At 74.6% G+C, this 14,308-nt stretch carries 16 protein-coding genes; 12 read left to right on the top strand and 4 right to left on the bottom strand.

What is annotated here, in order from left to right; genetic code table 11:
• Positions 1 to 34: 34 nt before the first annotated feature.
• Positions 35 to 745 (bottom strand): MgtC/SapB family protein, encoded by a 711-nt coding sequence (locus ACLBYB_RS19540; RefSeq protein ID WP_056533658.1) that lies wholly within the window; start codon positions 743 to 745, stop codon positions 35 to 37.
• A 257-nt stretch (positions 746 to 1,002) separates the two neighbouring features.
• Here ACLBYB_RS19540 and ACLBYB_RS19535 point away from each other — a divergent pair, with 257 nt between their 5' ends.
• The 9 genes from ACLBYB_RS19535 (at position 1,003) to ACLBYB_RS19495 (ending at position 9,110) form a co-directional block, all read left to right on the top strand.
• Positions 1,003 to 2,040 carry an AAA family ATPase gene (locus ACLBYB_RS19535; RefSeq protein ID WP_447699729.1) on the top strand — a complete coding sequence of 346 codons (1,038 nt, stop codon included), beginning with the start codon at positions 1,003 to 1,005 and terminating at the stop codon, positions 2,038 to 2,040.
• Positions 2,041 to 2,186: 146 nt separating this feature from the next.
• Positions 2,187 to 3,056, top strand: a complete 870-nt coding sequence (locus ACLBYB_RS19530) for a DUF58 domain-containing protein (protein ID WP_447699728.1) — start codon at positions 2,187 to 2,189, stop codon at positions 3,054 to 3,056.
• 36 nt (positions 3,057 to 3,092) lie between these two features.
• Positions 3,093 to 3,590: a DUF4381 family protein gene (locus ACLBYB_RS19525; RefSeq protein ID WP_447699727.1), complete on the top strand. Its 498-nt coding sequence runs from the start codon at positions 3,093 to 3,095 to the stop codon at positions 3,588 to 3,590.
• A complete protein-coding gene (locus ACLBYB_RS19520) occupies positions 3,587 to 4,621 on the top strand; it encodes a VWA domain-containing protein (RefSeq protein ID WP_447699726.1) in 1,035 nt (344 codons plus the stop codon). Before ACLBYB_RS19525 ends, ACLBYB_RS19520 begins: the two co-directional genes overlap by 4 nt.
• Before the next feature lie 100 nt (positions 4,622 to 4,721).
• Positions 4,722 to 5,651 (top strand): VWA domain-containing protein, encoded by a 930-nt coding sequence (locus ACLBYB_RS19515; RefSeq protein WP_447699725.1) that lies wholly within the window; start codon positions 4,722 to 4,724, stop codon positions 5,649 to 5,651.
• Positions 5,651 to 6,571 (top strand): tetratricopeptide repeat protein, encoded by a 921-nt coding sequence (locus ACLBYB_RS19510; protein ID WP_447682141.1) that lies wholly within the window; start codon positions 5,651 to 5,653, stop codon positions 6,569 to 6,571. The genes ACLBYB_RS19515 and ACLBYB_RS19510 overlap by 1 nt, the downstream gene beginning before the upstream one ends.
• Entirely contained in the window at positions 6,565 to 7,854 is a 1,290-nt protein-coding gene (locus ACLBYB_RS19505; RefSeq protein ID WP_447699724.1) for a hypothetical protein, read from the top strand. The genes ACLBYB_RS19510 and ACLBYB_RS19505 overlap by 7 nt, the downstream gene beginning before the upstream one ends.
• Positions 7,855 to 7,950: 96 nt before the next feature.
• Positions 7,951 to 8,421 (top strand): EF-hand domain-containing protein, encoded by a 471-nt coding sequence (locus ACLBYB_RS19500; RefSeq protein ID WP_447682139.1) that lies wholly within the window; start codon positions 7,951 to 7,953, stop codon positions 8,419 to 8,421.
• A gap of 179 nt (positions 8,422 to 8,600) precedes the next feature.
• Entirely contained in the window at positions 8,601 to 9,110 is a 510-nt protein-coding gene (locus ACLBYB_RS19495; protein ID WP_020094045.1) for a hypothetical protein, read from the top strand.
• A 113-nt stretch (positions 9,111 to 9,223) separates the two neighbouring features.
• Here ACLBYB_RS19495 and ACLBYB_RS19490 read toward each other — a convergent pair whose 3' ends face one another.
• Positions 9,224 to 10,054, bottom strand: a complete 831-nt coding sequence (locus tag ACLBYB_RS19490) for a pyruvate, water dikinase regulatory protein (protein ID WP_020094046.1) — start codon at positions 10,052 to 10,054, stop codon at positions 9,224 to 9,226.
• A gap of 500 nt (positions 10,055 to 10,554) precedes the next feature.
• On the opposite strand from ACLBYB_RS19490, the gene ACLBYB_RS19485 reads away from it, so the two are divergent.
• From ACLBYB_RS19485 to ACLBYB_RS19475, 3 genes are all read left to right on the top strand, one after another.
• Positions 10,555 to 11,733, top strand: a complete 1,179-nt coding sequence (locus ACLBYB_RS19485) for a uroporphyrinogen decarboxylase (protein WP_447699723.1) — start codon at positions 10,555 to 10,557, stop codon at positions 11,731 to 11,733.
• Between the two features lie 8 nt (positions 11,734 to 11,741).
• A complete protein-coding gene (gene hemJ, locus ACLBYB_RS19480; protein WP_020094048.1) occupies positions 11,742 to 12,173 on the top strand; it encodes a protoporphyrinogen oxidase HemJ in 432 nt (143 codons plus the stop codon).
• 65 nt (positions 12,174 to 12,238) lie between these two features.
• A complete protein-coding gene (locus tag ACLBYB_RS19475) occupies positions 12,239 to 12,604 on the top strand; it encodes a lysozyme inhibitor LprI family protein (protein WP_020094049.1) in 366 nt (121 codons plus the stop codon).
• Between the two features lie 10 nt (positions 12,605 to 12,614).
• On the opposite strand, the gene ACLBYB_RS19470 is transcribed toward ACLBYB_RS19475, so the two are convergent.
• Positions 12,615 to 13,343, bottom strand: coding sequence for an aspartate/glutamate racemase family protein (locus ACLBYB_RS19470; protein ID WP_447699722.1), 729 nt, complete (start codon positions 13,341 to 13,343; stop codon positions 12,615 to 12,617).
• A gap of 96 nt (positions 13,344 to 13,439) precedes the next feature.
• Entirely contained in the window at positions 13,440 to 14,291 is an 852-nt protein-coding gene (locus ACLBYB_RS19465) for a LysR family transcriptional regulator (RefSeq protein ID WP_447699721.1), read from the bottom strand.
• Between the last annotated feature and the right edge of the window lie 17 nt (positions 14,292 to 14,308).

Here is a 14,308-nt window from a genome sequence, read left to right as displayed (position 1 = left end):
CCCTCCGGATCGCCGCCCCGCCCGCGCGCCGCGCTCAGTCGGCGGTCTGCACCGACCACGTGGCGTGGCGGATGCCGGGCATGCGGGCCAGCTCGTTGGTCACGGCGTCGAGTTCCTCCGCCTTGACGGCGCTGGCCGTGAGCGTCGCCACCACGTCGACCGCGCTCTCGCCACGCTCCTCGATCTCGACGCTGCCGACCGGGTAGTTCGCCGCCTCCAGGCGCTCCACCAGCAGGTCCTGCGCCGGCCCGGCCTCGCCGGGCGCCGTGGTGACCTGGACCTCGTAGGTCGCCTCGGTGGCGGATTCGCGGATCGGCGCGCGGTTGATGGCGTTCACCAGCGGCCGGAGCGCGGTGTTGCAGGCGAGCACCGTCACCATCACGAACACCGCCTCCAGGGGCAGGTCGGCGCCGCAGAAGGCCCCGACCGCGGCCGAGCACCACAGGGTCGCGGCCGTGTTGAGGCCGCGGACGTTCATCCCTTCCTTCATGATCACGCCGGCGCCGAGGAAGCCGATGCCGGAGATCACGTAGGCCACGGTCCGGACGCCCCCGTCCGGACCGGTCAGGCGCATGCCGAGATCCACGAAGGCGCTCGCCCCGACCGCGACCAGCACCGCCGTGCGCAGGCCCGCGGTGCGCTGCCGGTACTGCCGCTCGGCCCCGATGATCGTGCCCAGCACGAAGGCCACGAGCAGGCCGATCGCGGATTTCAGTTCTTCGGGGAGGGCGGCGTAGCTGGTCATCCGGCGTCTCATGGGAGCGGAGAGGTGACGGAACCGTGACACCATGGCCCGGCCGGGACCGGAAAGCGTGTCCGAAGCGGGATTGACGGCCGCACCGGGCAGCGGGCACACCGGCAAGAGCCTGAGGATCCCTTAAGAATCCGGGACCCGGCCGAGGAGACGTGCAGGATGCAGCACACGGCCCAGGACAAGGCCCGGGACATGGCCCGGGACATGGCCCGACGGGCGGATCCGCTCCGCACCGGATCGTTCTCCGCATGAGCGGCGCCACGAGCGGCGCCCTCGCCGAACGCAGGCCCGACACCGCGCCAGACCATGCGCCCACCGGCGCTCCCGACGCCGCTCTGCACGGCCGCGTCATGGCGCTGCGCGAGGGGCTCGAGCGCGGCCTGATCGGCAGCGCCGGCCTCGTGGAGCGCCTGCTGATCGGGCTCCTCACCGGCGGGCACCTGCTGATCGAGGGCGCGCCGGGGCTCGCCAAGACCCGCGCGGTCAAGCGCCTCGCCGACGGCCTCGACGGCTCCTTCGCGCGCATCCAGTGCACCCCGGACCTGATGCCGGCCGACCTCACCGGCACCACCGTCTGGCGTCAGGACAGCGGCACCTTCGAGTTCCTGCCCGGGCCGCTGTTCCACGCCCTCGTGCTGGTGGACGAGGTCAACCGCGCGCCGCCGAAGGTGCAGTCGGCGCTTCTCGAATCCATGGCCGAGGGGCAGGTGACGGTCTCGGGGACGACGCACTGCCTGTCCGACCCGTTCATGGTCGTGGCGACCCAGAACCCGATCGAGCATGCCGGCACCTTCCCGCTGCCGGAGGCGCAGCTCGACCGCTTCCTCCTCCACGTCGTGGTCGACATGCCCGACGAGACCACCGAGCGGGCGATCCTCGACCTCGTGGAGGGCGAGATCACCCACCACGTCGACGCGATGACCGTGCGGCTGTCGCTGGCGGACGTGCGCGCCGCCCGGGAGGCGGCGCTCGCCACCTACGTGTCGCCGGCCCTCAAGGACTACCTCGTCCGGCTGGTGGCGGCGACCCGCACCGACGCGGCCGCCCCGGACCTGCGCGCCATGATCGAGCACCCGGCCTCCCCGCGCGGCACCCTGGCGCTGATGATGGCCTGCAAGGCCCGGGCCTGGCTGCGGGGGCGCGACCACGTCACGCCCGAGGACGTCGCGGAGCTGGCCCGCGACGCCCTCTCCCACCGGATCGGCCTGACTTGGCGGGCGGCCGCCGAGGGCCGGACGGCGCGCAGCCTCGTCGGCGAGCTGGTGCAGCGGGTGCGGGCGCTCTGACGGTGTTCGGGTTCGGGCAGGCGCGCCGCAGATCCCCTCCCCCCGCCGCGGGGGCGGTCGGCCCGACCGCCGGGGGCCCCTTCCCCGCCCGAGAGGCGGGGCGAGACCGCGCCGAGCACGGCATCCACCTCTCGGGCGAGGCCCTGATGGGCCTGCGCCACCTCGCCCGGCGGGGCTCCGCGCCCGCCACCCGGACGCTGGCGGGCCTGCCGGGCGGCATCGTCACCCGGCGCCGCGGGCGCGGGTCGGAGCCGGAGGACGTCCGCCTCTGGTCCGAGGGCGACGACCGCCGCTTCATCGACCGCAACGCCACGGCCCGCACCGGGCAGCTGCACGTCCGCACCCACCACGACGAGCGCGACCGCGCGGTGGTGCTGCTCGCCGATTTCCGGCCCGCGATGCTGTTCGGCACCCGGAGGGCCCTGCGCTCGGTGGCGGCCGCCGAGGCCCTGGCGCTGCTCGGCTGGCGGGTCGCGGCCGACGGCGGCCGGGTCGGCCTCGCGGTCGCCTCGGCCGGGATGCCGACCGTGCTGCGGCCGGCGGGCGGCGAGCGCGCCATGATCGCGGTCACCGGTGCCCTCGCCCAGGCCCACGCCGACGCCTTGGGGGCCGAATCCGGCGCGCCGGCCCGCGCGGAGCCGCCGCTGGAGGCGACGCTCGCCCTCGCCCGCAGCCTGCTGCCGGCCGGCGGCCACCTCGTCATCGCCAGCGCCCTGGACGATCCCGGCCCGGGCTTCGACGAACTCCTGACGCTGCTCGCCGAGCGGATCGCCATCCGGCTGATCCTGGTGAGCGACGCCTTCGAGCGCGCCCGGCCGCCGGGCTACTACCCCTTCGCCCTCGCGGACGGCCGCCGCGGGACCGCGCTGCCGACCGCGGGAGGACAGGCGGACGCGTCCGCCGAGGCCCGGCTCGCCGACTACGCCCGCCGGGGCATCGCGGGCGTGCGCCTTGACGTCGAGACCGGCCCGGAGGCCTACGCGCCGCTCATGGAGCGCCTCGATGCGGTGCTGTGAGGCCGAACCCGGCGACCTGACCCGCGGCGCGATCCGATGAATCCCGTCGCGCCCGCCGAGATCCCCCTATCCCTCGACCAGCTCCGGGGCCTGCACCTGCCCGGGGGCGCCGCCGGCGCCGTGCAGGGCGAGGTCGTGGCGGCGGCCGCCCTGGGCTTCCTCGCCGCCCTGCTGGTCGGGCTCGTGCGCTACGCGCGCGGCCGGGCGCGGGCCACCCTGCGCCGGGCGGCGCTCGCCGAGCTCGCCCGGAGCCGTGGCCTCGACCCGGAGGCGCGCCTCGTCGCACAGGCCCGGCTGCTGCGCCGACTCGACCGATCCCTCGACCGGTCCCTCGACCAGTCCGGCGAGGCAGGGACCGGGACCCGGGCGACGGGCCCGGACTGGGCGGCCCGGCTGGACGGGCTGTTCCGGACCGAGTTCTTCACCCGGGGCGCCGGCCGGGTGCTCGCCGACGGGCTGTACCGGCGACAGGATCCCGACCTCGACGCCCTGGACGCCGAGCTCGCCCGCCTGATCGGGCGGCTGCGGGCATGAGCGGATTCCTGCCCGCGTGGCTCAGCGCGCTCCTGTCGGCCTTCGACCTCGCCGCGCCCTGGGCGCTGCTGGCGCTGCCCCTGCCGCTGCTGGCCGCGCGCCTGATCCCGGCGGAGCCGGAGGGCGGCAGCGGCGCCCTGCGCGTGCCCGCCACCCTGGTGGCCGGCGCGCGCGCCGGCGCCGACCGCGCGGCCCGGGGCCGGCGGCGGGCGCTGCTCACCTGGACGCTGTGGATCGCCCTGGTGGCAGCGCTGTCGGGCCCGCGCCTCGTCATGCCGGCGGCCGCGCTCCCGGCCTCGGGCCGCGAGATCATGATCGCCATGGACCTGTCGGGCTCGATGGAGCGGCGCGACTTCGCCCTCGACGGCGAGACCGTGAACCGGCTCACCGCGGTCAAGCGCGTCGGCACCGACTTCATCCGGCGCCGGGCCGGGGACCGGATCGGCCTCGTGATCTTCGCCGACCAGGCCTACGTGGCGGCGGCGCCGAGCTTTGACACCGCGGCGGTCGCCCGGGCGCTGGACGAGGCCACGATCGGCATCAGCGGCCGCTCCACCGGCATCGGCGACGGCCTCGGGCTCGCCCTGCGCCGGCTGGATCCGCGGGACGTCGGGGGCGACACCGCCGGGACCAGGCCGGGCGAGAAGGCCGCGAAGGCCGTGATCCTGCTGTCGGACGGCGCCAACAATGCCGGCCAAACCGCCCCCAAGGACGTGGCGGAGCTCGCCAAGGAACTCGGCATCAAGGTCTACACGATCGCCCTGGGGCCCCGCGACATGGCCGACGCCGACGGCGAGCAGGACGTGGTCGACACCGAGACCCTGCGCGACATGGCGCGGGCGAGCGGCGGCGAGGCGTTCCGGGTGCGCACCACCGAGGATCTGGTCCGGGTCGCCGACGCCATCGACCGGCTGGAGGGCGGCCGCGCCCTCGCCCCGCCCCTGCCGCTCCGCCGGGACCTCTGGCCCTGGCCGGCCGCCCTGGCTTTCCTCAGCGCCGCGCTCCTGCTGGCCAGCCGGAGGGGCGCGTGATGGTACGATACCCCGCGCTCCCGACCCTTCCCCGCGTCCCGCGGTGCCGGGGTGCGGCGCCGGCCTCGGGACAGGGAATGCGGGTCGGAGGGTCCGCCCGATGAGCGCCCTCGACGCCGTCGCCCTCCTGCGCCCCTGGTGGTTCCTGGCGATCCCGGTCGTGGTCCTGCTGGCCCTTCGCGCCGCGTGGCGCTCGGCGCCGCTGGGCGACTGGGCCCGGGCCGTCGACCCGGCGCTGATGGCCCATCTCGCCCGGGCCGGCGCGATCCTCGGCGGCCGGCGGCAGGCGAACCTCGCCGCCGCGCTGGCGGCCGGGCTGATCGCCCTGGCGCTGACCGGCCCCGCGGTGGAGCGGGCGGACGGGCGGACCTACCGCAACCTCGACGAGACCGTGCTCGTCGTCGACCTGTCGCGGTCGGTCACCGAGGGCGGCAACCTCCAGGGCGTCCGGCAGGCCGCCGCCGCCGTGGCGGAGGCCGCCGGCACCCGGGCGGTCGCCCTCGTGGTCTACGCGGGCGACGCCTACCTCGCCGCCTCCCCGACCACGGACCGCGACAGCCTCGGCACCACCCTGTTCGCCCTCGACGCCGACACGGTGCCGGACCGCGGCTCGCACCCCGAGCGCGGGCTGGCGCTGGCCCGCCGCACCCTCGCGGAGGCCAACGTGGTGGCGGCCGACGTGGTGCTGATCAGCGACGGCGACGGCATCGGCGAGGCCGCCACCCGCGAGGCCCGCGCCATCGCCGAGCACGGCTGGCGGCTCCAGGCCCTCTACGTCCCGGCCGACAAGCCGCTGCCGCCCGGCGCGCCGAAGCCCGACCGGACCGCCCTCGACGCCCTCGCCCGGGCCGGCGGCGGCACGGCCGCCGACATCGCGACCCCGGGCCCGGTGCTCGACGCGGTCGGGGCCGGCCTCGCCCAGCACCTCGCGGCGGGCGGCTACGGCGTCCTGGCCTACGCGGATCTCGGGCGCTGGCTGCTGCTGCTGGCGGCGCTGCCGGCGCTGCTGCTGTTCCGCAGGAGCGCGTGATGCGGCTGACCCTTCCCGAGACCGGCCTCGCCGCCCCGCTCCGGGCCGGCCTGCCGCCGCGCTGGCGGCGGCTCGCCCGGATCGCCGGCCTCGCCCTCGCCGGGATCGGCCTCCTGGCGCTGCTCGGGGTCTCGCAGCCCCGCACCGGCTTCGGGCGGCTGCTGATGGGTCTCGGCCTGCCGGGCCTCGCCGCGGACGTGTTCGTCGATCCGGCCTGGCGCGCCGCCGCGCTCTACGAGGCCGGCCGCTACGAGGAGGCGGTCGCGCTGTTCCGTGCCGGCGGGAGGCGGGCGAGCTACAATCTCGGCAACGCTCTGGCCAGGGCCGGCGACCTCGACGGGGCGCTCGCGGCCTACGACGAGGCCCTGCGCTTCAACCCCCGCGACGCCGACGCCCAGGCCAACCGCTCGCTGATCGCCCGGATGCGGGCCGAGGTGATCGACCGCGGGCCCGGCGGCGGCATCGCCAACGGCACCGCCCAGTACGGCGCCCGCTACAACAACACCGCCAACCAGGACCAGAACAACGACATCAACGCCGCCTCCAGCGGCGAGGGTCTCGCCGGCAACAAGGAATCGAACGCCAGCGCGTCGCTGCCCGGCAACAGCAAGGTCGCCCGCCGCGGCAAGGCCGAGCAGCAGTCGATCGACGCCGGCAAGGGCCAGGCCCGGGGCTCGGCCGGCGACGCCGCCGGCCGCGGCCGGACCGGCGGCGGCTCAGCCATGGTGGCCGAGGCGCCCGAGCGCGAGGTCCGCCGGGTGACCAAGAGCTTCGAGGCCCACGAGATCCGCCCGGACCGGCTCTGGCTCCAGACCCTGCCGGACGATCCCGGCCGCTATCTCAAGCTGCGCCTGCGCGCCGAGCAGACCCGCCGGGTCGAGGCCGGCACCGCGATCCCCGCCGGGAGCAACCCGTGGTAAGTGTTTTCGGCGTTTCCGAGCGGCGCGCCCTGACCCGCGCCCTCATCCTCCTCGCCCCCTTCCTCGCTCCCCTGCCCGCCCGGGCCGAGATCGAGCCGGGCGACCTCACGCTGACGGTGACCGCGGAGCTCAACGGCAACAGTGCCCCCTTCCCCCGCGAGATGGTGCTGCTGAAGATCCACGGGGTCTACAAGCAGCCGATCCTGCTCGAGGAGGTGGTGCAGCCCTCCCTCGCGAACTTCTCGTGGACGCAGCTCGGCCGCGACCACTGGAGCCGGACCAAGCTCCCCGACGGCCAGAGCGCCATCGCGTTCGACCGCACCGTGGCGGTCTTCCCGCACCATGCCGGCCAGTTCACCATCGAGCCGTTCGTCCACAAGCTCACCGTCAACGATGTCGGCGAGCGGCGAGTCGTCGAAGTCCGCTCGAAGCCGATCCCCTTCCCGGTCGCACCCTGGACCGAGCCCACCGGCGGCCCCGACGCCAAGGAGCCCTGGTGGCTGCCTGCCAAGGACGTGGCGATCACCGATTCCTGGAGCCCGGACCCGGAGACCATCAAGGTCGGCGAGACCACCCGCCGGATCGTCACCCTGGAGGCCCAGGGCATGGTCGCCGAGGGCCTGCCGCCCCGGCCGGTCATGCGCACCCGCGGCATCATCACCTTCGCGGGCCCCGTCACCCGCGAGACGCTGCTGACGCCCTCGGGACCCGTGGCGCGGGCCACCTACCAGTGGGACGTGAAGCCCGGCGTGCCGGAGATCATCCCCCTCGACGCCATCGCGATCCCGTGGTTCGACACCAACACCCGCACGATGCGCGAGACCGAGATCCCGGCCCGGCAGATCGGCGGCGGCCTGCCCGACCGCGAGACCGAGCGGGCGCCCCCCGCGATCCCCTCGCCCCTCGTCGTCGCCGCCTCGGCGCTCGCCGCCTTCGGGCTGGGCCTCGCGCTGATCGGCTTCGGCCTCGGGCGGCCGCGCCTGCGCCTCTCCGGCGCGGTGCGCCGGGCCCTGCGCGCGGCGGCCCGGGCCGGCGACCCGGCCGGGTTCCGCGCGGCCCTCGACGCCGCCGAGCGCGAAGTCCCCGACCTCGCCCGGACCTGGCGGGCGCGGCCCGATCTCGCGGCCGCCTTCGCGGCCCTCGACCGGGCGGTCTTCGGCGCGGCGGGCGCCCCGGTCCCGGATCTCAGGGCCCTGGCCCGGACCCTGTCGCATGCCGCGCCGGGAGAAGCCGCGACCCCCACGGCGGACCGGCTCGCACCGCTCGACGGCCCGGTCCGCTGAGCGCGGCGCGGCTCCGCATCTCGTGAAGGCGGGCGCGGGAACGCAAGCCGGGACCGGGATTTGGGCTGCCGCAACCGCCCGGCACCGGAGATCCCCATGCCCGCGACCCCGCACCGATCCGTCCGCGCCGCCACGCGCCGTCCGACCATGGGCGCCCCGACCGTCGCCCTCGCCACCGCTCTCGTGACCCTCCTGGTCCTGCCGGCCGCGCTGCCGTCGGCGGCCCTCGCCCGGTCCTCCGGCACCGAGCGCACGCTGAAGATGGTCGACACCGACCACGACGGCACGATCGACCTGGCCGAGGCCCAGGCCGCCGCCGGCAAGGTCTTCGACGCCGCCGAGACCGACAAGGACGGCACCGTCGACGCCAGGGAGCTGAAGGGCCGGCTCAGCAAGAAGGACCTGAAGGCCGCCGACACCGATTCCGACGGCACCCTCGACCGCAAGGAATACCTCGCCCTGGTCGCGCAGCGCTTCAAGGCGGCCGATCCCGACAACGACGGCACCCTCGACGTCAGGGAACTCAAGTCCCCGGCGGGGCGCAGCCTGCTGCAGCTCCTGAAGTAAGCGCGCCTCCCGGACCTGCCGCCGTTGCACAGTTCATGAGCAAGTATTATTCCTGTGCAACGGCTCACGTTCTGAGCAGGCATCAATATTTTGCACTATCTTGCGTCATCTGAATTGGCCTCGTAGGTTTCGGTTATCCGAGCGGTAAAGCATCGGGTGAACCACCAGGGAGGAGCGCGATGGCACGCGCCAACGAGGTCAAGGACAGGTTTCGCGCGCGGCTGCAGGCGGCCGACGAGCGCAGCAACGACTTCCGGCGGAAGCTGCTCGAGGACGGGTCCCGGGCGCTCCAGCCCGTCATGGGCGTGCTGAACCTGATGGCCGAGGTCCTCAACGAGGAGGACAACGTCCACGGCAGCATCACCGGCCTCGAGGCGAAGATCGATCAGGACAACTTCATCAGCCTGTGCGCGCAGCTGCGCGGCACCGAGTCCGAGCAGAAGATCAAGATCAAGTACGGTCCGGAACTCGGCGGCAGCAACTACATCTCGGTCTCGGGCCTGAACCAGCGCTACAACGAGCGCCTCGTGCCGGGGGCGGCGAGCTGCTCCATCGGCCGGACGGTCGGCAGCGACATCCAGCTCGACGAGCACCGGGGCGACGAGCTGGCCGAAGTGGTCCGCGAGGTCGTCGAGGACTTCTACGCGGCCCAGATCGAGCAGCGCAGCCACTTCGCCTCCGCGCGCTGACGCCAGCGGCGCCGCGAACCGATCCGCGCGCCGCCGGCATCCGCCGGCCCGCCCCCGTCCTCGGGGGGACGGCCGGACCCCGCCGAAGGGCTCGGCCCTTCGGAGGCGCCGCCTCAGTCGGCGATGAACTTCAGCCGGTGGTCGCGGTAGAGGTCGACGATCGCCGCGGCGGTCTCCTCGATGGACCGGCGGGTGACGTCGATCGTCGGCCAGCGGTTCTTGGTGAATAGCCGGCGGGACATGGTGATCTCGTCCGCCACCGCCGAGCGGTCGACGTAGAGGGACGATTCGTCGGCGTTGAGGCTCGACAGCCGGTTCTGCCGGATCTGCACGATGCGCTCCGGCGACGCGAACAGGCCGACCACGAGGGGCTTGCGGGCCCGCTCGATCGCCGGCGGCAGCGGCATGCCCGGCACCAGCGGCAGGTTGGTGGTCTTGAGGCCGCGATTGGCGAGGTAGATCGAGGTCGGCGTCTTCGACGTCCGGCTGACGCCGAGCAGGATCACGTCGGCCTCCTCCAGATTGTCCGGCAGGTTGCCGTCGTCGTGGGCCAGCGTGAAGTTCATCGCGTCGATGCGCTTGAAGTACTCGGCGTTCAGCATGTGCTGGGCGCCGGGCCGCGCCGTGGTCTCGGCGCCGAGATACGCGCGCAGCAGGTCGTGGACCGGCCGCAGCACCGACAGGCAGGGCGAGCCGGTCTCCCGGGCGACCTCCTCCAGCCGCTCGCCGAGGTCGCCCCCCACCAGCGTGTAGAGGACGAGGCCCGGCGCGGCCCGGATCTCCGAGATCACCCGGTCGAGCTGCGCGGCCGAGCGCACCAGCGGGTAGACGTGCTCGATCGCCGACACGCCCTCGTACTGGGCGGCGGCCGCGCGCCCGACATTGATCAGCGTCTCGCCGGTGGAGTCGGAGACGAGGTGGAGGTGGAAGTAGCTGCGGCCCATTCCGATCGCCTCTGCGGTCGACCTCTCGGCCGACTGTGCGGTCGCCTCGCGCGGCGCCCACGTTGTCCACCGCCGGCCGCCAGGGGAGTCGATGAGTGTGGATAGGATGCCCCGCCGGGCCGGTCCAGGGCGATCCCGGTGCGCGCTGTCGACTCCGCCGTTCACAGGCAGATGATCGGGACGCGCCGAATCCGGCTCTCTGGACGAATCGGCCGCGAATCCGGCGCCCGTACACGACTCGGCGTTGCCAAGGCGCTGTCGGACCATCCGGTTCTCGCAAGTTGGCGGAAATCCTTTAAAGCCCCGTTAACGGCGCGGCGGCGGGGACCGCCTGTGGACGCTTTTGTGCCCCCGAGATTCGGCCCCCCAGAAGAAAAAACAGACTCCAAGATTCTCTCCTTATCTTTTCGAAGGGGCCTGTGTGGGGATCGGCGCGCCTCGACTCGACAGGACGCCCGCCGACGGGCATGCGGGGTGAGGGATACGGGATGGGAGCGACCATGACGGGGACGGAGCGCGAGCCCGGGCAGACGACGTCGGGGACGACGTCCGAGCGCAAGGTGCTGCGAGTCCTCGAGGGCGAGGCGATCGGGCCGCCCCCCGCCTGGATGATGCGCCAGGCCGGGCGCTACCTGCCGGAATACCGGGCGACCCGGGCCGAGGCCGGCTCGTTCCTCGACCTCTGCTACAGCCCGGACTTCGCCGTCGAGGTGACGCTCCAGCCGATCCGGCGCTTCGGCTTCGACGCGGCTATCCTGTTCTCCGACATCCTGGTCGTCCCCCACGCGCTCGGCCAGGACGTGCGCTTCGTGGAGGGCGAGGGACCGCGCCTCGACCCGCTCGACGGTCGGGACGCGTTCGCGCGCCTGCGGGAGGCCGGCGACCCGGCGATCATGACCCACCTCGCGCCGGTCTTCGAGACGGTGACGCGGCTGCGGGCCGAATTGCCGGGCGAGACGACGCTGCTCGGCTTCTGCGGCGCCCCCTGGACGGTGGCGAGCTACATGATCGGCGGCCGCGGCACGCCGGACCTCGCCCCCGCGCGGGCGCTCGCCGAGGGCGACACCGCCCTGGTCGACACCCTGATCGACCGCCTCGTCGCCGTGCAGACCGAGTACCTCGTGCGCCAGCTCGAGGCCGGCGCCGACGCGGTGCAGATCTTCGAGTCCCACGCCGGCACCCTGCCGCGCGCCGTGCCGGGGACGGCCTCGGGCTCCGGCGGCACCGTCGAGCCGGTCGGCGACGTCGCCGAGAGCGCCTTGCCGGGCGCACCTGCCTCCGATGCCCTCACCCGCTGGTCGCTGCGGCCGATCGCCCGCATGGTGGCGGGCGTCCGCGCCCGGGTGCCGGGGGCGAAGATCATCGTGTTCGCCCGCGGCTCGGGCCTCGACGGCCACGCCCGGGTGGTGCCGGAGACCGGCGCCGACGCGGTCGGCGTCGACTGGGGCGTGGACCTGAAGGCCCTGCGGCAGACGGTGCCGGCCGCGACGGTCACGCAGGGCAACCTGCATCCCGACACGCTGATCGCGGGCGGCGCGGCCCTCGACGCGGCGGTGGACGCGGTGCTCGAGGCGACCGCCGGCCTGCCGCACATCTTCAACCTCGGCCACGGCATCACGCCGCAGACGCCGGTGGCCCATGTCGAGCGGATGCTCGCGCGGCTGCGCGGCCAGGGCTGAGGCCGCGCGTGCTGTACGACTGGATCAAGGCCCTCCACGTCATCAGCCTGATCGCCTGGATGGCCGGGATGCTCTACCTGCCCCGGCTGTTCGTCTACCACGCGAGCCTGCCGCCCGGCGCGGAGGCGCAGTCCGCGACCTTCAAGGTGATGGAGCGCCGCCTGCTCAAGGCGATCATGAACCCCGCCATGATCGCCACCTGGGTGTTCGGGCTGGCGCTCGCCTGGATGAGCGGCTTCTACGCGAGCGTCTGGCTGCAGGCGAAGTTCGCGCTGGTGCTCGCGATGTCGGGCATCCACGGCTGGCTCGCCCGGATGGTCAAGGATTTCGCCGCCGACCGGAACACCCGTGGGCACAAGTTCTACCGGGTGCTCAACGAGGTGCCGACGCTGCTGATGATCGGCATCGTCATTCTGGCGATCGTCAAGCCGGGCCTCTGATCCCGCGATCCCGCGATCCTGTGATCCCGGCCGGAGCCTTTCCGCGGCCGGCCCGTTGGGAGGCCATGTCGAAGCCTCTCGTCCTCGCCCTCGCGCTGGCCGCCCTCGCGGGCCCGGTCGCCGGCGCGATCACCGCGTCCCCCGCCCGGGCCGCGAGCTTCCCGTGCGACAGGGCCGAGGCCCCCGACGAGAAGGCGATCTGCGCCCATCTCCCCCTCAACGACCGGGACGTCGAGATGGCGACCCGGTTCGAGATCCTGAAGAGCGTGCTGCCGATGGGCGGTCAGGCCAAGCTGCGCGACGACCAGGAGGCGTGGCTGACGGAGCGTCGCGCCTGCGGCGGCGACGTCGGCTGCCTGACGGCCGCCTACGACGCCCGGCTGAAGGTCCTGCGCGGGGTCCTGGCGGAATTCGCCAAGCAGGGCCCGTGAGGTCCCGCGCTCAGGCCGCGCGCGGCAGGGCCGCGGCGTCGACGCGGCAATCCGGCCGGCACGCCGCCACGCAGGCGCGCGCCAGCGCCTCGGTGGCGTCGACCAGCAGGCCCGACGGGTCGCTCCCGGCGAGCGCGAGCGGGATCTCCGTGCAGGCCATCACCACCCGGTCGCAGCCGGCCTCGGCCAGCGCCCGGACCTGCGCCTCCAGGAGCGGCGTCGCCTCGGCCACCCGGTCCGCCTTCACCAGCCGGATCGCCGCCGACACCGCGGCCTGACCCGCCTCATCGGGCGCGCGGCACGCGAGCCCGTGCCGCGCCAGCCGCTCCGGGTAGAGCCCGGACCGCAGGGTGCCGTCGGTGGCGAGCAGGCCGATCCGGCCGCCGCTCCCGGTCCGCGCCAGGGTCTCGGCCAGGGTCTCGGCCACCGCGTCGACGATGTGGAGGATCGGCAGGGCGGTCGCGGCCTGCAGCGCCGCGTGCCAGTGATGAGCGGTGTTGCAGGGGATCGCGATCCGGGTGGCGCCGCCGGCCTCGAGCCGCGCCAGGGCGGCGCGGAGCGCCGGCAGCGGGTCCGGGCCGGTGCCCAGGATCGCGTCGGCGCGGTCGGGGATGTCGACGGCCGAGCAGACCAGGGTCGGGATGTGGTCCTGATCGCGCCCCGCGGGCGTCGCCCGCACGAGCTTGGCCAGGAAATCCACCGTGGCCATCGGGCCCATCCCGCCGAGTACACCGAGCATCGCCGCCTCCGACCGTCGCGGCCGCCGTGATGGGCCGCGGCGGGGCGGGAATCCAATGCCGTGTCAGCACCGGCCATGCCGATCTGGCACCGATTCCTAGAGTTCGGCCGCCAGGGCGGCGGCCGCGGCCCAGACCGCCGTGACCGCGCCGCCGCGCCCGGCCCTGCGGTAGAGCCGGATCTCCAGCGGCGTGCCCGGCCCGGCCGCCACGAGGCTGCCGTCGGCGAGCTCGCGGGCGACGAGGCTCTCGGGCAGCCACGCGCGGCCGTGGCCCGCGAGGACCATGAACTTCAGGGCCTCTGCCATGGCGTTCTCGTTGACGTGGGCGGCCGCCGCCCCGTCACCGGCGAGCGCCGCGACCCGGCCCAGGAACGAGTCCCGGGGGTAGCCGAGTCCGGGCCGGTCCGCGGCCGGCCCCGGCCGGTGCACCGGCACGAGGCTGTCCCGGCCGATGGTCAAGTGCGGGAAGGCGGCCGGGTTGAGGGGGATCGGCACCAGGGGATGGTGGTAGGTCAGCAGCAGGTCGTAGCCGCCCTCGGCCAGCGCCTGCACGCAGGCGTGGAAATCGTCCGGCAGGAGCCGGCTGCCGAGCGGCCCGGTGCGGGCCTCGACGTCGCGGAACCAGCCCGGGAAGACGGTCAGCGCCAGGGTGTGGAGCGCCGCCACCGAAACGGTCCGCGGCGGCGGCCGGATCCGGGCGCGGAGCGCGTCGCGGCTGCCGTGGAGCCGCCGCACGGTCTCCTCGGCGGTCTCCAGGAACAGCCGGCCCTCCGGCGTCAGGGCCGTCGGGTAGGTGCTGCGGTCGACCAGCGCGACGCCGAGCCAGCCCTCGAGCGCCCGGATGCGGCGGCCGAAGGCCGGCTGGGTGACGTGGCGCTCGACCGCCGAGCGCGAGAAGCTGCCGGTGCGCGCGAGGCTCAGGAAGTCCTCGAGCCATTTCAGCTCCATCTCGGCTCCATCGCGCG

Source organism: Methylobacterium sp. D54C (genome assembly GCF_053345595.1).
This window is presented reverse-complemented; position numbering and strand designations above follow the sequence as displayed.